The sequence below is a fragment of the Streptomyces sp. NPDC091371 genome (assembly GCF_040684275.1).
GTDB lineage: Bacteria > Actinomycetota > Actinomycetes > Streptomycetales > Streptomycetaceae > Streptomyces.
In genome coordinates this window covers 174,704-197,415 of record NZ_JBFBFP010000003.1, presented here as the reverse complement: position 1 = coordinate 197,415, position 22,712 = coordinate 174,704, and the positions used below count along the sequence as shown (strand labels likewise).

Genomic DNA, 22,712 nt, shown 5'->3' with positions numbered 1-22,712 from the left:
CGGCGGCGGTCACGCCTTGTCACCCGTCGGAGGGCTGTGCGACCGTGCGCGGAGCACCGCGACAGCAGGAGGAAGTAGATGAGCGCACCGGGTGGGGGCGGCCGCGCGCGGCCCCAGGTCAGGACCGGGTCCGGCGTGGTGGAGGGCCGCACGGACACCCACGGGAACGCCGTCTTCCGGGGCATCCCCTACGCCGCCCCGCCCGTCGGCGCCCTGCGCTTCGCGGCGCCCGCGCCCCCGGCCGCCTGGGAGGGCGTACGGGACGCCGGGTCCTTCGGGCCCACCGCGCCCAAGGTGCCCTACCCGGACACCTTCGCGGCCCTGCTGCCCGATCCGCGGATCCCCGGGGACGACTGCCTGACCGTCAACGTGTGGACGCCCGACCCGGCGCCCGCGGCCCGCCTGCCCGTCATGGTGTGGCTGCACGGCGGAGCGCACACCCGGGGCTCCTCGGCCGTGCCCGTCTACGACGGCTCCGCCTTCGCGCGCGACGGGGTCGTGCTCGTCTCCTGCAACTTCCGCCTCGGGGTGCTCGGCTACGGGCTCTTCCCCGACGCCCCCGCCAACCGCGGGCTGCTCGACCAGATCGCCGCCCTGGAATGGGTCCGCGACAACATCGAGGCCTTCGGCGGCGACCCGGCCGGCGTCACCCTGTTCGGCGAGTCCGCGGGTGCCATCAGCACCGGCGCCCTGCTCGCCGCCCCGCGTGCCGCCGGGCTCTTCTCCCAGGCCGTCCTGCAGAGCGGGGCCCCCGAGGCGCTGCCGCGCGACAAGGTCCGCGCCATGGTGCGGCGGATGGCCTCCCTGCTCAAGGTGCAAGCCACCGCGCGGGCGTTCGCCGGCGTCGAGCTGCCCGATCTGCTCGTCGCGCAGGCCGCCGTGCTCCGCAAGTCCAGCCCGCTCGTGGGCGGGCCCGCCTTCGGTCTCGTGGCCGACCCGGACACGCTCCCCGGCGACCCCCTCGAAGGGGCCGCGGCACGCGGCGAGGTGCCCCTGCTGCTGGGCTGGACCAGCGACGAGTACCGGCTGTGGCTCGCCCCCACGGGCGGGATGCGGCTCCTGGACCGGCTCGGCCCGCTCGCCGTGGCGCTGGCCCGCTTCCGCAGCGGCAAGTCCCGTGCCGACGTACGGGCGCTGCGCGCCGCCCTGCCCGGGGCGAGCCCCGCCGAGCTCGCGGGGCAGCTGCTCACGGACAGCCTGCTGCGCGACCCGCTGCGGCGGCTCGCCGGGGCCCGGCGAGCCGCGCCGAGCTGGGTGTACGAGTTCGGCTGGCCCTCCGGCGTACCGGGGCTCGGCGCCTGTCACGCACTGGAACTGGGCTTCGTGTTCGACACCCTGGGCGTGCCGGAGGCCTCGTGGCTGGCCGGTCCGGACACCCCGCAGGCGCTGGCCGAGGAGATGCACTCGGCCTGGGTGCGGTTCGCCGCCCTCGGGGATCCGGGCTGGGCGCCCTGGGACGGCAACGGCCCGCCGAGGAGGTTCGGCGGGCCGGAGCTGAAGGAGGAGCGGGCGGAAGGACCGGAGGCTACTCGACGGGCCCTTCCATGACCTTGCTGATGAACTGGATCGGGCCCTCGCCCATGTTCGGGACGTAGGTCTTCGCGTTGTGCTGGCCGCCCTTGATGATCCTCAGGTCGGTGTGGACGGGCCCCTTGTTGCCGTAGGTGGCGATGAACTTCTGCACGTCCGGCAGGGTCTTCTTGTTGTTCTCGCTGTCGCCGACCTGGAAGGCGAGGTAGACGTCCGGACCCTTGCGGTCGATGAGCTGCTTCGCCAGCACCTCCGGGTTGTTCTCGGCCTTCTCCTTGTCGTAGCCCTTCCACAGGGAGGAGTCCGGGACGATGTCCGGGCCGGAGGCGATCACGGCCTTGAACTTGTCCGGGTGCTTGAGCACGGCCTTGAGGCCCGCGAAGCCGCCGGTGGAGGAGCCCATGAAGGCCCAGCCGTCACGGGACTTGACGGTGCGGAAGTTCGCCTTCATCAGGTCCGGCACGTCCTCGGTCAGCCAGGTGCCCATCTTGGGCTGGCCGGGGATGTCGGAGCCGTCCCAGTAGATGCCCTTGTCGTCCGGCTGCGGGTTCAGCACCGGCATGGCCAGGAGGAAGGGCTTGCTCTTCCCCTCCGCGTACCACTTGCTGATGCTGGTCTGGAGCCCGAGGTCGGTGCCCATCCAGTAGTTGGTCGGGAATCCGGCGCCGCCGGGCAGGGCGATCAGGACCGGGAAGCCGCTCTTGGCGAACTTCGGGTCGTTGTACTCCTTGGGGGCCCAGACCCAGACCTTGCCCTTGAAGCCGGACTTCTTGCCGTCCAGCGTGGTGACGGCCACGTGCGTGCCGTCCGGCAGGGTCATCGAGTTCTTGAAGTCGGCGGCCGGGCCGGTGGGCATCAGCATCTTGGAGCTCGCGGGCTGCGCGGCCGCGTCGTTCTTCTTGCCGGAACCGGCCGGCGGCTGCCCGAAGGACACCTGGGAGCCCTTGTCGGTGAACGGGGGTATCTCGAAGTGGTTCATCACGAGCGCCGCGATGCCGGCGAGCGCGAGGACGGACGCACCGGCGATCACCCAGCGGCGGACCCGGGACTTGCGGGGCGGGGGCTCGGGGTCGTAGCCGTACTGGTCCCCGTACTGCTGGTGCTCGTACCGGGGCTCCTGACCGTACGGGGCCTGCGGTTGCTGTCCGTACGGAGGATGCGGCTGTCCGTACGGACCGCCGTACTGGTCGCCGTGGGGCGGCTGGGGGCTCTGCCCCTGCGGCCGGTACGGCTGGTACTGCTGCCCGTCGGGTGAGTACGACATGTGCGGTGGCTCTCCGGCTGGTGCTGCCCCGAAGGGGCGATGTGGTCTGGGCGGCTGCGTCCGTCCGTTCGGAAGATGAACGAAAACTTGTCCGGGTTCCGGATTTTTCCTTCTCTTGGGGATTTCGGGAGAAGGACCTTACCCGGCGCCCGCAGGGCATGTCGGGTTCGGGATCTGTTCGCCGACTGGCCCTGGCCAGTGCACATGTCCGTGGGTATGGTGCCTCCGCGCAGCCGCCCGATCACCCCGTGCCGCCGGAGCCCGAAAGGCCCCCATGCCCCCGATGCCGCCGTTGTCGCTTCGCCGCCGGATCCTGATCCTGGTCGCGGTCGTGTGCGTGCTGGCAGGGGTGGCCGGGCTGTCCTTCCTGCGGGCCGCCGACCGGGCCGAGCAGCGAGGCCGCACCCAGGCCGGCGGCCCCGAGATCGCCAGGGGCGGGCTCTCCCTGACCCCGGGCGAGGACGGCCCGCGGATCGTCTTCCGCAACATGGCCTGGGGACCGAACCGCGACGAACTCGCCTCCGTTCCCGCCGCTGCACCCGAGGGAGCCCGTACCGCCTCCGGGGTGAGCTGCCTGCGGTTCCACTCGGCGGGGGGCACCGGGATCTGCCTCCAGGCCGTGAAGGGCGGGGTCCAGGACGGCTACCGGGCCGTCGTCCTCGACGCCCGCCTGAGGGAGGTGTCCGCGCATCGGCTGGCCGGCATCCCCACCCGGGCCCGTGTCTCGCCCGGCGGGCTGCGTGTCGCGTGGACCGTCTTCGTCGGCGGGGACTCGTACGCAGGCACGAACTTCTCGACGCGGACCTCGGTGCTCGATCTGGGCACGGGCAGGCTCGACGCCTCACTGGAGGACTTCACGATCCTCAAGGACGGCAAGGAGTTCCGGAACGCCGACGTGAACTTCTGGGGGGTCACGTTCGTCGCCGACGAGCGGACCTTCTACGCGACCATGGCCACCGGCGGCCGCACGCACCTGGTCCGCGGGAACCTGGCCGCACGCTCGGTGACCGTCCTGCGCGAGAACGTGGAGTGCCCGTCGCTGTCGCCCGACGGGAAGCGCCTGGTGTTCAAGAAGCGGGTGGAGGGCCTGCCGGCCGAGGCCCCGTGGCGGCTCCACGCCCTGGACCTGACCTCCGGCACGGAGACCCCGCTCGCCGAGGAGCGCAGCGTGGACGACCAGGTGGTGTGGCGGGACGACCGGACCGTCGTCTACTCCCTGCCCGGGGACTTCGGAGCCGACCTGTACGCGGTGCCGGCCGACGGGAGCGGCGCCCCGGCCCGGCTGATGGCATCGGCCCTCGCCCCCGCCTTCCTCGGCTGACCGTGGGAAGGCGGAGGGAGGGCCGCAGGACCGTTACGCCCGCGCTAGGCCGGGACGAGCGTCTTGCGGCGCCGCTTGCGCGGGGCGCCGCCCGACAGCCGCAGCTCGATGATCGACCGCACGGCCGGCCACTCCTCGTCGAGGATCGAGTAGAAGGCCGTACTGCGGACCGCCCCGTCGAGGCCCCGCGAATGGGCCCGGCGGACCCCCTCGCAGGTGAAGCCCAGGCGTTCCATGGCGGCCCGGGAGCGGCCGTTGCGGGCGTCCGCGCGCAGCGAGATGCGCCGCACGCCCCAGGTCTCGAAGGCATGGCGGAGCATGAGCAGCTTCGCCTCGGTGTTGATGCCGGTGCCCTGGGCGCCCGGGGACAGCCAGGTATTGCCGATCTCGGCGGCATCGGGGATCGCCGTCGCCGGATCGCCGAACGGGACGCCCGGCACGGCGGGCCACACCAGGGGCCCCTGCCAGTAGTCGAGTTCCAGGAACCGGGTCGACCCGACGACCCGCCCATCGGTGGCTCTGACCACCGCGAACGGGACCGAGCGACCCGAGGCCTGATCGGCGAGGGCACGTTCGATGTACTCGTGGGACGCCTGCACGCCGTGGGGTACGGGAGTGAAGGCGTAAGTCGTACGATCCTCGGCCCCGGCCACGGCCAGGGCCTCAGTGTGGTGGGGGGCGAGGGGCTCAAGCCGCACGGTGCGGCCGGCGAGGAGTACGGGTACGGGCACGGAGCCTTCGGTCCTTCTGGGCGGTGGGGTGGTTGCACAGTCTGCGTGTCTGACGTCGCCCCCCGTGCAAAACACGGGTGAAAGGCAACGGGCTGTCAGGTGAACGCGAGTGGCTCAATGTAGCCCCTTAAAGTCCTCTCATGAACCCCCAATTTGGCAATGGCGTGAACGTCTTTTTCGACGACTTGGGTCCCCGCCACGGAGCGGTCGTAATCCTGATCCACGGACATCCCTTCAACCGCACGATGTGGGCCCCCCAGACGGCCGCCCTGACGACCGCCGGTTACCGCGTGATTACCCCTGACCTGCGGGGATACGGGGAAAGCCCGGTGGTCCCGGGGAAGGCGCTGCTTGCCGACCTCGCGGACGATCTCGCCGCCCTCCTCGCCCGGCTGGGTATCGAACGCGCGGTCGTCGGCGGTGTGTCCATGGGCGGGCAGATCGCGATGGAGCTGCGGCTGCGCCACCCGGGTGTGGTACGGGCCCTCGTGCTCTCCGACACCTCGCCGGCGCCGGAGACCGAGGACGGCAAGAAGTTCCGCCGGGAGCTCGCCGAGCGGCTCCTCGTCGAGGGCATGGAGCCGTACGCCGATGAGGTCATCGACAAGATGCTGGCGCCTTACAACGTCACCGGCATGCCCGAGGCGGCCGCCCGGGTGAGCGCCATGATGTGCGCGACCGATCCCGAGGGCGCGGCCGCCGCCCTGCGCGGGCGGGCCGAGCGCCCCGACTACCGGCCCGTGCTCGCCGGGGCCGCCGAGCCCTGCCTGGTGCTGGTGGGCGCGGACGACGTCTACACCCCGGTCGCCGAGGCCGAGGCCCTGCACGCCCTGATGCCGAACTCGGTGCTCGCCGTCATCGACGGTGCGGGCCACCTGCCCGGCGTGGAGCAGCCGGAGGCCTTCAACAAAGCGCTGCTGGAGTTCCTCGCGGGGCTGTGACGGGGCGGCAAGTGGCCCAATGCCATGCGCCCTGATTGGCACTGCCCGGCGGGCCACCGGGCTGGTGCAATCAGGGGGTGACGCTACGGATCCTGCCCCCGCCCGGGGCGCCGCGCCGACTGGCCGCGGCCCAGTTGAGCAACTCCGTCGGAGACGGCGCCTACTACGTGTGTTCGGCGCTCTACTTCACCCGGGTGGTCGGCCTCTCGCCCGCGCAGATCGGCCTCGGGCTGACCGTCGCCTGGGCGGTCGGCTCCGTCGCCGGGGTGCCCCTGGGGGCGCTCGCCGACCGGCGCGGCCCGCGCGGCACATCGGCGGTGCTGGCGGCGGCCACCGCGGCCTCGGTGCTCTCGTTCCTCTTCGTGCGGTCCTTCTGGGCCTTCCTGCCGGCCGCCGTCGTCTACGCCACCGCCCAGTGCGGTCTCGCGGCCGCCCGGCAGGCGCTGCTCGCGGGACTGGTCCCGCCGGAGCGGCGGACGGGGGTGCTGGCCCACCTCCAGGCCATGCTCAACGGGGGCCTCGCCCTGGGGGCGGCGCTCGGCGGGCTGGCGCTGGGCGCGGACACCGAGCGGGCCTACCTCGCGGTCTTCGTGCTGGACGCGGTGGGCTTCCTGGCCTGCGCCGCCGTCCTGCTCGCGCTGCCCGCCGTGGCCCCCGTTCCCGGGCGGGCGGCCGGGGAGCCCAGGCTGGCGGTGCTCCGCGACCGTCCGTACGCCCTGGTCACGCTGCTGAACGCGATCCTGCTGCTGCGGATGCCGCTGCTCAGCCTCGCCGTGCCGCTGTGGATCGTGCAGCGCACGCACGCCCCCGGCTGGCTGGTGTCGGCGCTGTTCGTGCTCAACACCGTCGCCGTGATGCTGTTCCAGGTGCGCACGGCCCGGTCCGTGACCGGCCTGGACGGCGCCCTGCGCGCGGTCCGGGTGTCCGGGCCGGTGATGGCCGCCTCGTGCGCGGCGTTCGCCCTCTCGGCGGTCCCCGGGGCGGGCTGGGCGGCCGCGGCGCTGCTCGTGGCCGGCGCGGTGCTCCAGGTCGACGCCGAGATGCGGCAGTCCGCCGGGTCCTGGCAGATCGGCTTCGCGCTGGCCCCCGCCGACCGGATCGGCCAGTACCAGGGCTTCTTCGGCACCGGGGTCCCGGTGGCCCGCACCCTGGGACCGCTGGTGCTGACCTCCCTGCTCCTGGTGTGGGGGATCCCGGGGTGGCTGCTGCTGGGGGCCGTACTGACGGCCGCCTCGTACGCGATGGGCCCGGCGGTGCGGTGGGCCGGGGCGGTCCGGGGGCGTGCCGGTGCGGTGGCGGCCGCGACGGCGGGCTGATCCGGACCGTTCGGCGTGCACCCGGGTGACCGATGGCAGGCCCGGATGCCGGGCCACCGCGTGTCAGTCTGTACGGAGGGTCGTGCGCAGCCGGCTGGACGCCCCAGCGGCGGAGTTCCTCGAAGAGGGAGGCCTCGCGGAAGTCGGTCCGGGTCGGATCCGGGGCGAGCTCGCAGAGCACCAGGGTGCGGTCGAGGGCGATGCGTACCTCGTTGAGCAGCCGGATCCGCTCCAGGCGCAGCAGCGGGGTGCCGGCGGGCACGTCGAGGCCTGGCCGGCGACCCCTCGGCCGGCCAGTTCATGACCGGCGGCTTCCCGCCGAGCAGACCACCGCGGTCCACCGGCAGGCCGCCGAGGTCGTCGCGGGTCTGCGCGAGCGCGGAGCCCGGTGCATCGCCTCCGACGGGGTGGCGGCGGGCGCCTCCCGCGCGTCGGCGGAGGAGGGCGCGCTGCTGCTGCGCGAGGTGGTCAGGATGACCGCCGCCGCCTCGGCCACCCGCAATTGCCTGCACGGGGAGATGGAGTCGGCGGGCGGCACCCTTCACCTCGTGTACGGCGACGGCCGCGAGATCGAGCCGGCCCGCTCACTCGCGCGAGCAGGCCACCTGACCCTGCTGATCACCACGGCGGACGTGGACGTCGAGGAGAACCTGTTCACCGTGCGGCTGCCGCGGGTGGCCGACGCCGTCCGCGTGGTCCTGGAGACGGTGGTTCGACGTGGCCGCCCACACCCCGACCGTGATCCGAGAGGCAGCCGCCACCTGAGATCATCCGGGCATGGACTTCGTGACGGGACCGGGGCGTGACGTGGCGGGCGGACTGGACGGCGTACTGCGGCAACTGGCCTCCGTCGGGCCCTTCTTCACCGTGCCCTGTGGGAAGGAGCCGCCCGGGCCCGGTTTCCGGCCGCTGACCGAGCTGTACGGGGAGCGGCTCGGGCCGTACGTCGCCGAGGTGGGCCGGCGGATCGGCAGCGGGCCCGGGCGGGTGGCCGCCTCGACCGCGCAGCTCGGGATCGCCTCGCGGCTGTGGTCCCTCGGGCTGGGCTGCGCCGCGCTGGCCGGGAGGGTGCCGGACCTGGCGCCCGACCGGCTCTGGTGGCGGCTGCCGGGGGCCGGTTCGCTGGAGCTGTGGCTGCCCGAGCCCGGGGAACTGCCCGCCGGGGCGCTCGGGGAGAGCGTCCTCGGGAACCTGGCCGTGCTCGACGCGGGCCTGCGGGACGGGTTCGGGGTCTCGCAGAAGATCCTGCGGGGCAACGCCGCTTCGGGACTGGTCGGGGCGCTGCGGGTGCTGCTCGACCGGGTGCCGGGCGGCGCGGCCGTCGCGCTGGCGGGGGACCTGCTGGCCGACGGCGGGGCCCTGGGCGGTACGGGCACCTTCATCCACGAGGAGGGGCTGGGCGTGGCCTTCGTACGGCGCAGCTGCTGCCTCTACTACAAGGTGCCCGGTGGCGGGCTGTGCGGGGACTGCGTGCTGCGGACCGGGCGGAAATGAGTGGGGCCATCGGGGAGCAGGCGCACTGCCTCCCGATGGCCCCGCGACACCGCTGGAACTAGAAGGTGAGGTTCCAGGAGTCGATCTTGCCGGTGTCGGCGCTGGCGTTGTCGTTCACGCGCAGCTTCCAGGTGCCGTTGGCCACCTCGGCGGAGGCGTTGACGGTGTAGACCTGGTTGATGTTGTCGGCGCTGCCGCCGGTCCGGTTGTGCACCGTGTAGACGGTGCCGTCCGGGGCGACCAGGTCGACCTTGAGGTCGCCGATGTAGGTGTGCGCGATGTTCACGCCCACCTTGAGGGTGGCCGGGGCGTTGCCGGTCACACCGCTGACGGTGATCGGGCTCTCCACGGTGGCGTTGTCGGCGATGGCGAAGTCACCGGGGTTCTCGAAGTACTTGCCGGGCGGCGGGGTGGTCCCGACCGCCTTGAGGGCGTCGACCTGGCCCTCGCCGAAGAACCCGTTGTTGGCCGTGGTGCCCTTGCAGCGGCTGTCCGACGGGCAGGCTACGTCGTTGGCCTGGGTGGCCAGCTTGTCGCGGATCTGGGCCGGCGTGATGCCCGGGTTGGTGCTGGCGATGAGCGCGGCCACACCCGCCACGTGCGGGCTGGCCATCGAGGTACCGCTCATGGTGGCGTAGGTGCCGCCCGGCGCGGTGGAGTAGACGTTGCTGCCCGGAGCGGCGACGTCGATCTTGCCCAGGCCGAAGTTGGAGAACGAGGCCTTGGTGGTGCCGGTGCCGTTCGCCGCGACCGTGACCACGCCCGGGAGCTCGGTCGGGATGTCCAGGCACGCGTTGGTGATCGTGCGGGTGACCGGGGTCGAGTCGTTCGGGCTCGCCGTGTCGGTCGTCTTGTTGGCGAGGTCGTAGTTCTCGTTGCCCGCCGCCGCGACCTGGAGCGAACCCTTGCCCTCCGCGTACTCCTGGGCGCGCTTGACGCCCTCGATGATCGCGGCCTGGTCGGCGTTGTCCGGGCAGTTGAACTGCCACGGGTCCGTGTAGTAGCTGTTGTTGGTGACCTGGAAGCCGTGGTCACCGGCCCACATGAACCCGCAGACGGTGTTCTCGGCGAAGAAGAGCGACGAGTTCGGCTCGGCGATGCGCACCGAGGAGATCTTCACGCCCGGGGCCACGCCGATGACGCCCTTGCCGTTCTTGGCGGCGGCGACCGTACCGGCCACGTGGGTGCCGTGGGTGCCCACGTCCCGCCAGGCACCCGCACGGGTGTCGGGCTTGCCGTAGGCGCAGGAGACCGAGTCGGCCGCGTTGAAGTTCGGGGCCAGGTCCTGGTGCTGGTCGTCCACACCGGTGTCCAGGATGCCGACCTTGACGGAGGCGGAGCCGGTGGTGACGGCCCAGGCCTGGTCGGCCTTGATCTGGGTCATGTCCACGCGGTTCGGCTCGCCCGCGGGCGTCGTGGCCTGTGACGGGTTGGCCGGCAGCGCCGGGTTGTAGGCGTCGGCCGGCACGTCCGAGGTGCGGGTGGCGCCGACCTGCTGGACCCCGCTCACGCCGCGCATCGTCGTGGCGAAGGAGCCGGAGGCGGAGTGGGCGAGGATCACGCCGATGGCGTCGTAGGACTGGAACACCGTGCCGCCGTTGGCGGCGACGGCGTTGCGCACCGCGGTGGTGTCACCGGGAGCGGTGATCACGAAGTAGGCGCGGGTGCCGGCAACCCAGGTCGCACTCTGGGAAGTCGGGGCCGCGGCCCGGGGCGCCGCCGCCGGGGCGGAGACGGAGCCGTTGGGAGAGACGGGGGCGGTGCCGGCGAGCGCGGCGGGGGCCCCGAAAGCGAGTGCGGCGCCGATGGTGGCGGCCAGCACGAGGGTACGTCGAGGTCGGCTGGATATGTGGGGTATCAATGCGTCCTCCGAGGACCCGGTGGTGCGCGTGGCACGTGCCGGGTCGTACGAAACAAGTGGTGGACGCAAGATGTCATGCACACAGCCTGTTGCGGAAGTACCTTTTGCAGCCTGGAGGTTCGTTTATCGGTGGCCGAATACCGACTATGGGTGACAAGTGCGGAGAATGCGGCGGGCCGGCCGGACTGGGTACCGTGGGGGCGAACCCTGCCCGGCCGGCCCGTACGGGCGCAACGGCTAGGCCGGAACGCCGTCCTTGGGGGCGCCCGACGGCTGCGGCACGGAGGCCGCCGCGGGCTCGCCCGGTTCCGCCGGCGCGTCGTCGACCAGCGTGTTCTCGTCGAACGGCAGCCGCCCGGCGAGGACTTCCGCGGCCCGTGCGTGGTCGAACTCCTTCGTCCACGTCCCGATGAGCACCGTCGCGATGGCATTGCCCGCGAAGTTGGTCAGCGCCCGCGCCTCGCTCATGAACCGGTCGATGCCCACGATCAGGCCGACGCCGTCGACGAGTTCCGGCCGGTGCGACTGGAGTCCGCCGGCCAGGGTGGCCAGACCCGCGCCGGTGACCCCGGCCGCCCCCTTCGAGGCGATGATCATGAACAGCAGCAGCGAGATCTGCTCGCCCAGCGCGAGCGGCTTGCCCATGGCCTCGGCGATGAACAGCGAGGACATCGTCAGGTAGATCGCGGTCCCGTCCAGGTTGAACGAGTACCCGGTCGGCACCGTGATCCCGGTGACCGGGCGGGAGACGCCCAGGTGCTCCATCTTCGCGATCAGCCGCGGCAGCGCCGACTCCGAGGAGGAGGTCGACAGGATCAGCAGGAACTCGCGGCCCAGGTAGCGGAACAGGGTGAAGACGTTCACCCCCGTGCACAGCCGCAGCAGCGTGCCCAGCACCAGGAACACGAACAGCAGGCACGTGGCGTAGAAACCGACCATGATGACGGCCAGCGACTTCAGCGCGTCGATGCCCGTCGCCCCGACCACCGCCGCGATCGCGCCGAACGCGCCCACCGGAGCCGCCCACATGATCATCGCGAGCACCCGGAACACCAGCTTCTGCACGTGCCCGATCCCGCGCAGCACCGGCTCGCCCGCCGCGCCCATGGCCTGCAGCGCGAACCCGCAGAGCAGCGCCACCAGCAGCGTCTGGAGCACCTGGCCCCCGGTGAAGGCGGACACCAGCGTGGTCGGGATGATCCCGAGCAGGAACTCCGGCGTGCTCTGCGCCCCGCCCGCCTTGGCCTGCGCCTCGCCGGCCTTCGCCGCGGCCTCGGTCAGGTGCAGCCCGCTCCCCGGCTCCAGCAGGTTGCCGACCAGCAGCCCGATCGCCAGCGCGACCGTGGACATGACCATGAAATAGCCGAGGGCGAGCCCGCCCACCGCCCCCACCTTGGCGGCCTTGCGGACCGAGCCGATGCCCAGCACGATCGTGCAGAAGATCACCGGCGAGATCATCATCTTGATGAGGTTGACGAAGCCGGTGCCCAGCGGCTTGAGCTCCACGGCCACGCCGGGCGCGGCGAAGCCGACGGCGATGCCGAGCAGCACCGCGGCGATCACCGCGATGTAGAGATAGTGCGTTCTGTCGCGCCTGGCGGCCACGATGCCTCCTGGTGGTGAAGTCGTTCCGGGAGACCATCGCCCAGCGCTGTGACCCCGGTCACCCTTGCGTTCATTGAGTTCACGACCCGGTGCACACTGAGCGCCATGTTCCGCTTCCCCCGGCCGCCGCGCAGCCTCGCCGGCCAGCTCTTCGCCATGCAGGTGCTGCTGGTCGCCGTGGTCGTCGCCGGGTGCGCCGTCTTCGCGTACGCCACCGCACGCGGCCAGGCCGAGGACGCCGCGCGGCGCCAGGCCGGGGCCGTGGCCCACGCGGTCGCGGACTCGCCGTCGGTGCGCGAGGCCGTACGGGGATCCGCGCGCGGAACCGACCCGTCGGCCGCGCTCCAGCCCTACGCGGAGAAGGTCCGCGCCGACTCCGGCGTGGACTTCGTGACGATCATGGCCCCCGACGGACGGCGCTGGACCCACCCCGACCCGCGGCGCATCGGCGAGACCTTCATGGGCAACACCGCTCCGGCGCTGCGCGGCGAGACCTTCAGCGAGACCTACACCGGCACCCTCGGCCCCTCCATCCGGGTGGTCACCCCGCTCACCGACGGCGGCCGGATCGTCGGCCTCGTCAGCTCCGGGATCACCGTCCGCGCGATCAGCGACCGGCTCGCCGCACAGCTCTCCGCGCTCGCCTGGGTCGCGGGCGGCGCGCTCGCCCTCGGGGGCCTCGGCACCTACGTGGTCAACGCCCGGCTGCGCCGTCACACGCACGGCATGAACGCCGCCGAGCTCAGCCGGATGTACGACTACCACCAGGCGGCCCTGCACGGGGTCCGCGAGGGGCTGCTGCTGCTCGACGGCCAGCGCAGGATCACCCTCATCAACGACGCGGGCCGCGAACTCCTCGGCCTGCGCGGCGAGATCACCGGATCCGGCGCCGCCGACCTCGGGCTGCCCGCCCCGCTCACCGGGGCCCTGCTCGCGGACCGGCCCCGGGTCGACGAAGTGCACCTGACCGCCGACCGGGTGCTGGTCGTCAACAGCTCGCCGGTCGCGGGCGGCGGCCGCCGGGGCACCGTGGTCACCCTGCGCGACCACACCGAACTCCAGGCACTGACCGGCGAGTTGGACCACGAGCGGGGATTCACCCAGGCGCTGCGCTCGCAGGCCCACGAGGCGGCCAACCGGCTGCACACCGTGGTCTCCCTCATCGAACTCGGCCGCGCCGACGAGGCGGTGGAGTTCGCCACCGCCGAACTGGAGCTCGCCCAGGCGCTCACCGACCAGGTGATCACCGCGGTGGGCGAGCCGGTGCTGGTCGCCCTCCTGCTGGGCAAGGCCGCCCAGGCGCACGAGCGCGGCGTGGAGCTGGTCGTCACGCCCGACAGCCGGAGCCTCGCCGACGGGGGCGATCTGCCGCCGGCCCGCGACCTGGTCACCGTGCTGGGCAACCTCATAGACAACGCGGCCGACGCCGTCACCGCCGTCCCGGGCGCGCGGATCGCGGTGACGCTGCGGCCCGACGGGGACGAGCTGCTGCTGCGGGTCGCCGACAACGGGCCCGGGCTGCCGCAGGGCGTGGACGTGTTCCGCCGGGGCTGGTCCGGCAAGGGTGAGGGGAGGGGCCTCGGCCTGGCCCTGGTCCGCCAGGTGGTGCAGCGTTACGGCGGCAGTGTGACGGCGGCCCAAGGACCGGCCGGGGGCGCGGAGTTCACCGTACGGCTGCCCGTCCTGGGCGGTGTCCGGTGAGCGCGGGCGAGGTGCGGGTGCTGGTCGTCGAGGACGACCCCGTGGCCGCCGACGCGCACGCGCTGTACGTCGGGCGGGTGCCCGGGTTCACCGCCGTCGGGGTGGCGCACTCGCTCGCCGAGGCCACCCGGACCCTGGAGCGGACCCGGGTCGACCTGCTGCTGCTCGACCTCACCCTGCCCGACGGCCACGGGCTGCGCTTCGCGCGCGGGCTGCGGGCCGCCGGGCATCCCGTCGACGTGATCGTGGTGACCTCCGCGCGGGACCTGGCCGTGGTCCGCGAGAGCGTCTCCCTCGGCGTGGTCCAGTACGTGCTGAAGCCCTTCGCCTTCCCGACCCTGCGCGAACGGCTCCTGCGCTACGCCGAGTTCCGCCAGACGGCGGGCGAGGCGGCCGGCCAGGACGACGTGGACCGGGCGATGGCCGCCCTGCGCGCACCCCGCCCGGCCGAGCTCCCCAAGGGGCTGAGCGCGCCGACCCTCGACAAGGTCGCCGCCCTGCTGAGGGCGGCGACCGAGGGGCTGACCGCGGCGGGGGCGGCCGAGGCGGCCGGGATCTCCCGGATCACGGCCCGCCGCTACCTGGAGCACCTGGTGGACACCGGCCGCGCGGACCGCACCCCCCGGTACGGCCAGGTGGGCCGCCCCGAACTGCACTACCGCTGGCTGGCGGCGGCGGGCTCGGTGTCGAAGGTGTAGAACTTCCGGTGGTCCAGCAGGTCCGCCGGGGTGACGTCGTTCCACGGCCTCATGCGATCGTTCAGGTCCACCACGTTCGCGGTGCCCACCGTCGGCAGGTACGTGGACTGGGGGTGGCGGGCCTGCCAGTCGGCCCACAGCTTGTCCACGAAGGCGTGGTGCATCCAGAAGACGGGGTCGTTCGGGGACACGCCGGTCGCCATCTGCCCGCCGACCCATACGTGCACCCGGTTGTGCAGGTTGGCGCCCCGCCAGCCCTCCAGGTGGTTGCGGAAGCCGCCGGAGGAGCTGTTCCAGGGGGCCGCGTCGTACACGGGCATGGCCAGTACGGCGTCCACCTCCGCCCTGGTCGGCAGCTCGGCGACCCCCGTGCCGAGGGCCCGGCGCAGGTACGCGCGCCCGTCGACCCGTACGTTCACGGTCCACTTCCCGGCCGCGTGGGCGAAGGGTCCGTCGAGCACCTGCCCGTCGCGGGCCCGTCCGGTGCCGCCGAGGAAGTCGGCCGCCCAGAGCGAGGAGCGGGCGGTGCGGTCCGCGGTCCAGTCCCAGTAGGGGAGGGAGACGCTCGCGTCCACTTTCTGCAGTGCCGCCTCGAACTCCAGCAGGAAACGCCGGTGCCAGGGCAGGAACGAGGGGGAGCGGTGGCCGACCCGGTCGCCGGCGTCGGTGTCCGCCATGATGAAGCCGTTGTGGGTGGTGACGAACCGGTCGTACGTGCCGGTGCGCTTGAGCTCCAGCAGGGCGGCCGTGAAGGCGCGCTTCTCCTCGGGGGTGAGGGACGCCTGGTTCTTGCGGACGGTCATGCCGCACCGCCGAACGGGACGAGCGCGGCGCCCTGGAGCTCGCGGACCGCGGCGCGGGCGAGGGAGAGCGGGTCGGCGTAGGTCTCGTAGTGGTTGACCACGCTGATCCAGCTGCCGTCGGCGTTGCGCATCACGTGCAGCTCGCGGCCGTCTATCCGGACGGTGGGCAGTCCGGCGGAGTGGTGGCCGCCGTGGTGGCCCCCTCCGCCCTGGGTGATCTGTATCCGGCGGCCCTGGTAGACCTCGTCGGTGGCCGTGCCCGAGGGTGTCGGGGCGGTGGCCTGGGCGGCGTTCGCGGTGGTGGCCGCGATGCCGAACGCGGTGAGCGCGCCGGCAGCGGTGCCCGCTAAGGCCTGTCGGCGGGTGATCTTGTTCATGGCCCGAAGAGGTATCAGGGCGCCGGAGAGGGCAGGCCGATATCCGGACATCTGCGGATAAGTTGTCGGTAGAACAAGTTGGGTGATCTTCCCGTCCGGACCGGCTCCAGCGGCCCGAACGGGAAGACCTATGGACAGAACCCTACTCGACCGAAAATCTTACGGTCGTACCGGAGGGCTATGGAGGGGATCACACCGCCGGGTCGGCCGGAACTGGCGGGGCGCGCCGGTCGGCCGCGACCGACATTGGTTCCTGCTTGTCCCATATAGTCCCGCTATGCCTCTTCATGAGACGAAGGACGACCGCGCGCTCGACGCCGACACGGACGTGTTCGCGTCCACGCTGAGCGGCCAGATCCTCCCCAAGTACCGGATGCCGGAGGACCACTCGCCCACCGAGGTGGTCTACGAGCTCCTCCACAACGAGCTCCTCCTCGACGGCAACGCCGCTCAGAACCTGGCCACCTTCTGCACCACTTGGTCGGACGACGGCGTGCACCGCCTGATGAACGAGTGCCTCGACAAGAACATGATCGACAAGGACGAGTACCCGCAGACCGCCGAGATCGAGGCGCGCTGCGTCAACATCCTCGCCGACCTGTGGAACGCCCCCGCCGGAACCGCCGCCACCGGGTGCTCCACCACGGGCTCCAGCGAGGCCGCCATGCTCGGCGGACTCGCCCTCAAATTCCGCTGGCGCGAGCGCCGCCGCGCCCAGGGCCTGCCCGTGGACCGCCCCAACCTGGTCTGCGGCCCGGTCCAGATCTGCTGGGAGAAGTTCGCCCGCTACTTCGACGTCGAACTGCGCCCGGTCCCCCTCGAGCCCGGAGCCACCGGCCTGCGCGCCCACCAGCTCGCCGACTACGTGGACGAGAACACCATCGGCGTCGTCGCCATCCTCGGGGTGACCTACACCTGCGACTACGAGCCCGTCGCCGAGATCTCCGCCGAACTCGACCGGATCCAGGCCGAACACGGCTGGGACATCCCCATCCACGTCGACGGCGCCAGCGGCGGCTTCGTCGCCCCCTTCCTCCACCCCGACGTGGTCTGGGACTTCCGGCTGCCCCGCGTGGCCTCCGTCAACACCTCCGGCCACAAGTACGGACTCGCACCCCTCGGAGTCGGCTGGATCGTGTGGCGCACCGCCGACCTGCTCCCCGCGGACCTCGTCTTCGACGTGGACTACCTCGGCGGCGACATGCCGACCTTCGCCCTCAACTTCTCCCGGCCCGGCGGCGAGGTCATCGCCCAGTACTACCTCTTCCTGCGCCTCGGCCGCGGCGGCTACCGGCGCGTCCATCAGGCCTGCGCCGACACCGCCCAGTACCTGGCCGGCGAGATCGCCGCCATGGGCCCCTTCACCCTCTTGTACGACGGCCAGGGCGGACTCCCCGCCGTCTCCTACACGCTCACCGACCCGGCGGGATCTCCCTTCACCCTCTACGACCTCTCCGACCGGCTGCGCATGCGCGGCTGGCAGGTGCCCTCGTACCCGCTGCCGCCCGACCGCGACGACACCGTGATCCAGCGGGTGCTCATCCGGCACGGCGTGACCCGCGATCAGATCGCCCTCCTCGTCACCGACCTGCGCCGGGCCGTCGAGCACCTCACCGCCGCGCCCCCGCCCGTGCCGGCCACCGAGCCCCGGTCGGGCTTCCACCACTGAAGCCGCCGGGGCCTCAGCCGGACGCCGACCAGCGCATGCCCAGGGCGTCGAGGGCCGCCACCCGCTCCGGGGCGAGGGAGGCCGCCCGGGAGCGCTGGTTGGCGATCCACGCGCCCAGCCGCACCTCCTGGTCGCCGACCGGCTCCACGTGCCCCCGCGGCACCTTGAGGTGCCGCTCCCGCGCGTGGAACTGCCGGGCCGCCTCCAGATGGCCCGCCCAGGCTTCGGCGTGGCTGCGGCGCGGCGCCGGGCGCTCCGCCTCGCTCGCCGGGGTCGCGCCGAGGGTGTGCTCCAGCAGCCAGCGCTGCGCCCACGTCAGCCGCTCCCAGTTCAGCCGCTGGAAGCGGACCCACGCCCCCAGGTCCTCGCCCTGGACCAGCACCTTGCCGGGCGCGAGCGGAAGCCGGCCCCCCGCGTCCAGGTGCACCCGGGTCAGGTGGAAGGCGCGCTGCCAGGAGATCTCCCAGGCCGGGCACCAGGAGGCGTCGACCGCCTCCAGGGCCTCCCGCCGCTCCTCCGACAGGGCCCCCGGCCCCTCCCGGCGGGCTGCCGCCCGCTGGTTCTTCACCCACACCCCGACCGGGGCGCCCGCCCAGGTGGCCTCCACCGGCGGCAGCAGGTGACCGTGCTCCGCCGCCCAGGCGCGGGCCGCCGCGAGCCCCTCCTCGAAGGCCACGTCGAAGTGGCTCCACACCATGCCGAGTTCGTCGAGCTCGGCCGCCCGCTCCCGGCCCAGCGCGCCCCGGCGGTAGGTGCGCCGCACGTCCGCGATCCACTGGCCGAGCGGGAACCGGGCGAGCCCGGGCGGCCACGCCCCGTCGCCGGACGGCACCTTGTAGCCGAAGGGCACCTTCAGGTCCCCGGCCGCGGCGGCGTAGATCCGCGCGGCCTCGACCCCGCGCCGCCAGTGCTCGTGCTCCGGGTTCAGGACGCGCAGCCGGACGAAGGCGGCCAGCAGCGCCGGGTCCCGGGGCGTGGAGAAGCTCAGCAGGCCCTCGGCGCCGCCGCTGAGGCCGCCCGAGACCGCGGCGCCCCCGGCCCGGCCCGGTACCTGCGGCTGGGCCAGGGACTCGACCAGCCGCGTGTCGTGCGCCCGCAGCGCCTCCAGCAGCCGCGCCAGGTCCCCGTACGCCCGGGAGGTCAGCATCTCCTCCGGGGTCTCGCCCGGACCCAGCAGCACCGGCACCACGAGCGAGGCGACCTTGCCCTCGCCGGGCCGGATCCGCAGCGCCCGCCCGACCGCCTGGACCAGGTCGGGCATGGAGCCCCGTACGTCGGCCCAGAAGACGGAGTCGCACTCCTTGGTGTCCACGCCCTCGCCCAGCACCCGGACACTGCCCAGGAACGCCTTCTCGGCGACCCGGCCGTCGGCGAAGGCGCCCAGCACCCGCCGCCGGTGCGCCGCCGAGTGCTGCCCGCACAGCCAGTCCGCCCACACCTTGCGGGGGTACACGGGCCGCGGGCTCCGGCTCGTCAGCCGCAGCCGCTTCGCCACCGCGGGCAGTCCGGCCGCGAAGGCCTCGGCCTCCTTCGTCAGGTGGTGGAAGACCAGCGTCCGCCGGAACCCCTGGTGCACCGCGGCCTTCACGAGCGCCGTCTGCAGGGCGGCCAGCCGAGCCCCGCGCACCGCGTCGGAGCGCCCGTCGCGGCCCATCAGCACGGCCGCCTGGAACCCCGGATCGGTCACGTCCACGCACACGACCCGGTAGGGGGCGCAGATCCCGCGGTCGATGGCCTCGGCCAGGGAGAGCGTGTAGCAGCGGGCGCCGAAGGGCCCCCGCGGATCGTCCTCCATGGAGGCGACCAGCTCACCGCGTCCCTTGCCCCCGCTCCCGGCGCCCCGTTCGCCGCTCTCCTCGCCGTCCTGCCAGACCCGCGGCGTGGCCGTCAGGTAGAGCCGCCGGACGGCGGGGATCCGCGTGTTGTCGTGGACCACCGCCCAGGGTTTGCCGATCCTCCCGGACGTACGGTGCGCCTCGTCGACCACGACCAGGTCCCAGCCGGGCAGCCCGGAGAGGTGCGCCCGCTCGACGATGCCCAGACCCAGCGAGGCGTACGTGGCGAACACGGTCACCCGGTCCACCGAGGGGCCGCCCCAGCGGGCCAGCTCCGCCGGATCGGTGGTCGTCGGCACCCCGGCGTCCTCGCCGCGCAGCGAGCACACGGCCAGGGACCGGCCCGTCCGCCCGCCGTCCCGCCAGGCCGCGGCCGTCTGCACCAGCAGGTCCAGGGACGGCACCAGCACCAGCACCCGGCCGGCCCGCAGCTCCTCGGCGGAGCGGACGGCGACCAGGGACTTACCCGACCCCGTCGCCATGATCACCTGAGTGCGCAGCCCCGCCTCGGGGACCCGGCCCCCCGCGGGCAGCTCCAGGGCCCGCACCACGGCGTCCACGGCCTCACGCTGGTGCGGGCGCAGTTCCTTCCTCACCACCTACGTCACCCACCCCTGTGATCTGCTGATTCGTCTCCAGCTCCTATCCTGCCCTGATTTTGACGCAGAAGCGGGGAGATTCGTGACGCGGGTCACATCCGCGACTGTCACGTTCGGCGGAGCAGTCTTGTCCCATGGGTATGAACGAGACCAAGAACGTACTGCTGGCCGGGGCGAGCGGAGTCCTGGGACGCCACATCACCGAGGCGCTCACCCGCGACGGATACACCGTGCTCGGCCTCGGCCGGGGCGCCGGGGCCGACGTCCGGGCCGACCTGATGGACCGCGACGGGCTGCTGCGCGCGGTCGAAGGCCTCCACGTCGACACCGTCGTGCACGCCGCCACCGCCCTGCGCAGGCCCCCCATGAGACACAAGGACATGTTCGCCACCGACGACCTGCGGCTGACCGGGACCGCGCACCTGATGGAGGCCGCCCGCGCCGTCGGCGCCCGCCGCGTCATCGCCGAGTCGATGGTCTTCGGGTACGGCTACCGGGACTTCGGCGACCACGTCATCACCGAGGACACCGACCTGTTCGGCCCGGTCGGCGACCCGGCCGTGGAACGCCACCTCGAAGGAATGCGGGTCAAGGAGCAACTGATCCTGGGCGACCGGGACATCGAGGGGATCGCGCTGCGCTTCGGCCTCTTCTACGGCGCCGGAGCCACCGAGACGCTCGTGGGGATGCTGCGCAAGCGGCAGGCCCCGGCGGTCGCCGACCACGGCCGGGTGCTGCCCTGGGTCGAACTCGCGGACGCGGGCCGCGCCGTGGCCCTCGCCGTCGAAGGCGGCCGCGCGGGGGAGGCGTACAACATCGTCGACGAGACCCCGATGGGCTTCGGCGAGCACGTGAAGGCGGTCGCCGGGGTGTTCGGCACCCCGAAGCCGATGACCGTGCCCACCTGGCTGATGCGCCCCTTCCCCTACGTGCACCGCGTGGTCACCACGAACATGCGCGTGTCCAACGCCAAGGCGAAGGCCGGCCTCGGGTGGACGCCGAGCCACCCGGGATGCGTCGAAGCCCTGAGCGCACTCGCGGGCGCGTGAGACGGATCTTGATCGGTCGGCCGGGCGGTGCGACCGTGGCGATCGTGACAGACCACTTCGAGGAATACCGGCGACTGCTGTTCGGGACCGCCTACCGCATGCTGGGCAGCGTCGCCGACGCCGAGGACATCGTGCAGGACGCCTGGCTCGCCTGGCACCGTACCGACCGGGCAGCCGTCGACAACCCGAAGGCCTACCTGGTGCGCACCGTCACCAACCTGAGCCTGAACCGGCTCAAGTCCGCCCAGGTCGTGCGCGAGGCGTACGTCGGACCCTGGCTCCCCGAGCCGCTCCTCACCTCGCCCGACATCGCCGAGGAGGCCGAACTGGCCGACACCGTCTCGATGGCGGTCCTGGTCGTCCTGGAGACCCTGACCCCGACCGAGCGCGCCGTGTTCGTGCTCCGCGAGGTCTTCGGGTACTCCCACGCGGAGATCGCCGAGGTCGTCGGGAAGTCCGAGGCGGCCGTCCGCCAGTCCGCCCACCGGGCTCGCGAACACGTACAGGCCCGCCGCCCCCGCTTCACCACCGAGGTCGCCGAACAGCGCGAGATCGCCGAGAAGTTCCGTGCGGCCTGCGCCGGCGGGGACCTCGGCGAGGTGCTCTCGCTCCTCGCCCCCGACGTCGTCTCCTGGTCGGACGGCGGCGGCGTCGTCACGGCCGCCCGCCGCCCCCTCCACGGGCCGGACCACGTCGCCCGCTGGTTCCTCGGCGTCCTGGCCAAACCCGAGGTCCGGGGCGTCGAGATGCACCCCGCCGAGATCAACGGGGAGCCCGGCCTGCTCCTGGTGTACGGCGGCGTGAACGCGGGCGCCCTCACCTTCGAGTCCGCCGGCGGCCGGATCACCGCGCTGCGCCTCGCGATCAACCCGGAGAAGCTTCGCGGCCTCCAGCCGTAGGGCCCGTCGGGGCGATCGGGGCGGTCGGGGATCAGCCGGTCAGCGCCGCGAACTCCGCGTTGGCGCGTTCGGTGACCAGGGCGAGGACACGGCCGGCCGCCGCCAGGTCCTCGGCGGGTATCCCGCCCCAGACGCGGGCGGTGACGGGGGCGGTCTCCGCGCCGACGGCGGCGAGCAGTTCACGGCCCGCATCCGTGGGGAGCAGGTGCGGGCCGTCCGCGACGAGGAGCCGCCTGGCCAGCAGCTCGTCGAAGGTGGCGTGGACGTCGGCCGGATCGGCCTTGAGGGAGTCCCGGACCTGGGCGACGAGCTCGTCCGGGGTCCGGGGCGCGTCGGCCGTGGCGGCGGCGCGCAGGGTGACCTGCTGCTGGAACGTCATGCCGTGCCGGGCCAGGACCTGTTCCAGGACGCCGCGGGCGGCGTAGTGGGCCAGGCCGAGGGCGCGGGCGTCGGCGACGGGCGCGGTGGCTGAGGTGTTCGTGGTCATGGTGTCGTCCCCTGACTGCTCTCGTCGGTCGGTACGGGTGGAGCGAGAGGTGCGTCGAGCAGGGTGGTCAGCTCCTCGGTCAGCGCGCGGGTGCGCGGGGCGTCGAGGCCGCCGAGCGGCTCCAGCAGCTGCTGGAGCAGTTCCTGGACCATCGCGATGGCCCGCCGCGTGACGGCCTCGCCCTGCTCGGTGAGGGCGAGCTGTACGGCGCGCGGGTCGCGGGGATCGCGGGTGCGCTCGATCAGGCCGGCCGACTCCAGGGCGCGCGCCAGCTTCGAGACGTACAGCGCCTCCAGGCCGGTGTGGTCGGCGAGCCGGCGCTGACTGGGCCGCTCGCCGCTGCGCTGCATGCCGTACAGCGACGCGACCAGCGAGTACTGCGCGTGGGTGAGGCCCAGCGGAGCCACCGCGCGATCGACCGCGACACGCCATTTGTTGGCGAGCCGCCATACCAGGAAGCCGGGCGTGGGACCCGGTGAACCCTTGCTCATGTCAAATAGAGTACATGGCTACTATGTCCATGGCTACTATT

Annotated in this window: 20 protein-coding genes and 1 pseudogene; 11 read left to right on the top strand and 10 right to left on the bottom strand. The window is 73.0% G+C overall.

Annotated elements, in window-relative coordinates; translation table 11 throughout:
- The first annotated feature begins 78 nt into the window (after positions 1–78).
- Positions 79–1,548 carry a carboxylesterase family protein gene (locus tag AB0O21_RS06135; RefSeq protein WP_365166792.1) on the top strand — a complete coding sequence of 490 codons (1,470 nt, stop codon included), beginning with the start codon at positions 79–81 and terminating at the stop codon, positions 1,546–1,548.
- Here AB0O21_RS06135 and AB0O21_RS06130 read toward each other — a convergent pair.
- Positions 1,526–2,794 carry an alpha/beta hydrolase-fold protein gene (locus AB0O21_RS06130; RefSeq protein WP_365166789.1) on the bottom strand — a complete coding sequence of 423 codons (1,269 nt, stop codon included), beginning with the start codon at positions 2,792–2,794 and terminating at the stop codon, positions 1,526–1,528. The genes AB0O21_RS06135 and AB0O21_RS06130 overlap by 23 nt on opposite strands.
- Before the next feature lie 292 nt (positions 2,795–3,086).
- On the opposite strand from AB0O21_RS06130, the gene AB0O21_RS06125 reads away from it, so the two are divergent.
- Entirely contained in the window at positions 3,087–4,115 is a 1,029-nt protein-coding gene (locus tag AB0O21_RS06125; protein ID WP_365166786.1) for a TolB-like translocation protein, read from the top strand.
- A 44-nt stretch (positions 4,116–4,159) separates the two neighbouring features.
- Here AB0O21_RS06125 and AB0O21_RS06120 read toward each other — a convergent pair whose 3' ends face one another.
- Positions 4,160–4,846: a GNAT family protein gene (locus AB0O21_RS06120; protein ID WP_365166784.1), complete on the bottom strand. Its 687-nt coding sequence runs from the start codon at positions 4,844–4,846 to the stop codon at positions 4,160–4,162.
- Positions 4,847–4,986: 140 nt separating this feature from the next.
- Here AB0O21_RS06120 and AB0O21_RS06115 point away from each other — a divergent pair, with 140 nt between their 5' ends.
- Both AB0O21_RS06115 and AB0O21_RS06110 read left to right on the top strand, forming a co-directional pair.
- Positions 4,987–5,787: an alpha/beta fold hydrolase gene (locus AB0O21_RS06115; protein WP_365166782.1), complete on the top strand. Its 801-nt coding sequence runs from the start codon at positions 4,987–4,989 to the stop codon at positions 5,785–5,787.
- Positions 5,788–5,864: 77 nt separating this feature from the next.
- Positions 5,865–7,103, top strand: coding sequence for an MFS transporter (locus AB0O21_RS06110; protein ID WP_365166779.1), 1,239 nt, complete (start codon positions 5,865–5,867; stop codon positions 7,101–7,103).
- A gap of 148 nt (positions 7,104–7,251) precedes the next feature.
- Here the strand turns inward: AB0O21_RS06110 and AB0O21_RS06105 are convergent.
- A pseudogene (locus AB0O21_RS06105) lies at positions 7,252–7,323 on the bottom strand (hypothetical protein); the annotation flags it as partial.
- On the opposite strand from AB0O21_RS06105, the gene AB0O21_RS06100 reads away from it, so the two are divergent.
- Together AB0O21_RS06100 and AB0O21_RS06095 are read left to right on the top strand one after the other, a co-directional pair.
- Positions 7,304–7,909 carry a hypothetical protein gene (locus tag AB0O21_RS06100; RefSeq protein ID WP_365166776.1) on the top strand — a complete coding sequence of 202 codons (606 nt, stop codon included), beginning with the start codon at positions 7,304–7,306 and terminating at the stop codon, positions 7,907–7,909. The pseudogene AB0O21_RS06105 and the gene AB0O21_RS06100 overlap by 20 nt on opposite strands.
- A complete protein-coding gene (locus AB0O21_RS06095; protein ID WP_365166774.1) occupies positions 7,881–8,597 on the top strand; it encodes a (2Fe-2S)-binding protein in 717 nt (238 codons plus the stop codon). Before AB0O21_RS06100 ends, AB0O21_RS06095 begins: the two co-directional genes overlap by 29 nt.
- A gap of 58 nt (positions 8,598–8,655) precedes the next feature.
- On the opposite strand, the gene AB0O21_RS06090 is transcribed toward AB0O21_RS06095, so the two are convergent.
- Both AB0O21_RS06090 and AB0O21_RS06085 read right to left on the bottom strand, forming a co-directional pair.
- Positions 8,656–10,419: a S8 family serine peptidase gene (locus tag AB0O21_RS06090; protein ID WP_365166772.1), complete on the bottom strand. Its 1,764-nt coding sequence runs from the start codon at positions 10,417–10,419 to the stop codon at positions 8,656–8,658.
- A gap of 276 nt (positions 10,420–10,695) precedes the next feature.
- The gene (locus AB0O21_RS06085; protein ID WP_365166770.1) at positions 10,696–12,063 is read right to left on the bottom strand and encodes a cation:dicarboxylase symporter family transporter; all 1,368 of its coding nucleotides are present in this window, start codon (positions 12,061–12,063) and stop codon (positions 10,696–10,698) included.
- Between the two features lie 105 nt (positions 12,064–12,168).
- Between AB0O21_RS06085 and AB0O21_RS06080 the strand changes: the two genes are divergently transcribed.
- Together AB0O21_RS06080 and AB0O21_RS06075 are read left to right on the top strand one after the other, a co-directional pair.
- The gene (locus AB0O21_RS06080; protein ID WP_365166768.1) at positions 12,169–13,764 is read left to right on the top strand and encodes a sensor histidine kinase; all 1,596 of its coding nucleotides are present in this window, start codon (positions 12,169–12,171) and stop codon (positions 13,762–13,764) included.
- Positions 13,761–14,462, top strand: a complete 702-nt coding sequence (locus AB0O21_RS06075; protein ID WP_365166766.1) for a response regulator — start codon at positions 13,761–13,763, stop codon at positions 14,460–14,462. Before AB0O21_RS06080 ends, AB0O21_RS06075 begins: the two co-directional genes overlap by 4 nt.
- Here AB0O21_RS06075 and AB0O21_RS06070 read toward each other — a convergent pair.
- Together AB0O21_RS06070 and AB0O21_RS06065 are read right to left on the bottom strand one after the other, a co-directional pair.
- Entirely contained in the window at positions 14,420–15,265 is an 846-nt protein-coding gene (locus AB0O21_RS06070) for a tyrosinase family protein (RefSeq protein WP_365166765.1), read from the bottom strand. The two genes, AB0O21_RS06075 and AB0O21_RS06070, sit on opposite strands and share 43 nt — an antisense overlap.
- Positions 15,262–15,642 (bottom strand): tyrosinase cofactor, encoded by a 381-nt coding sequence (locus tag AB0O21_RS06065; protein WP_365166763.1) that lies wholly within the window; start codon positions 15,640–15,642, stop codon positions 15,262–15,264. Before AB0O21_RS06065 ends, AB0O21_RS06070 begins: the two co-directional genes overlap by 4 nt.
- A 277-nt stretch (positions 15,643–15,919) precedes the next feature.
- On the opposite strand from AB0O21_RS06065, the gene AB0O21_RS06060 reads away from it, so the two are divergent.
- Positions 15,920–17,311 (top strand): glutamate decarboxylase, encoded by a 1,392-nt coding sequence (locus AB0O21_RS06060; RefSeq protein WP_365166761.1) that lies wholly within the window; start codon positions 15,920–15,922, stop codon positions 17,309–17,311.
- Between the two features lie 13 nt (positions 17,312–17,324).
- On the opposite strand, the gene AB0O21_RS06055 is transcribed toward AB0O21_RS06060, so the two are convergent.
- A complete protein-coding gene (locus AB0O21_RS06055; protein WP_365166759.1) occupies positions 17,325–19,745 on the bottom strand; it encodes a Helicase associated domain protein in 2,421 nt (806 codons plus the stop codon).
- A gap of 134 nt (positions 19,746–19,879) precedes the next feature.
- On the opposite strand from AB0O21_RS06055, the gene AB0O21_RS06050 reads away from it, so the two are divergent.
- On the top strand, positions 19,880–20,794 hold the full coding sequence (locus AB0O21_RS06050; protein ID WP_365166757.1) for an NAD(P)-dependent oxidoreductase: 915 nt from the start codon (positions 19,880–19,882) through the stop codon (positions 20,792–20,794).
- Positions 20,795–20,829: 35 nt separating this feature from the next.
- Positions 20,830–21,693 (top strand): RNA polymerase sigma-70 factor, encoded by an 864-nt coding sequence (locus AB0O21_RS06045; RefSeq protein ID WP_365166755.1) that lies wholly within the window; start codon positions 20,830–20,832, stop codon positions 21,691–21,693.
- A gap of 31 nt (positions 21,694–21,724) precedes the next feature.
- Here the strand turns inward: AB0O21_RS06045 and AB0O21_RS06040 are convergent, their stop codons facing one another.
- Both AB0O21_RS06040 and AB0O21_RS06035 read right to left on the bottom strand, forming a co-directional pair.
- Positions 21,725–22,180, bottom strand: a complete 456-nt coding sequence (locus AB0O21_RS06040; protein WP_365166753.1) for a MarR family transcriptional regulator — start codon at positions 22,178–22,180, stop codon at positions 21,725–21,727.
- Complete coding sequence (locus AB0O21_RS06035) at positions 22,177–22,671, bottom strand: MarR family transcriptional regulator (RefSeq protein ID WP_365166751.1); 495 nt, start codon at positions 22,669–22,671, stop codon at positions 22,177–22,179. Before AB0O21_RS06035 ends, AB0O21_RS06040 begins: the two co-directional genes overlap by 4 nt.
- Positions 22,672–22,712: the final 41 nt, after the last annotated feature.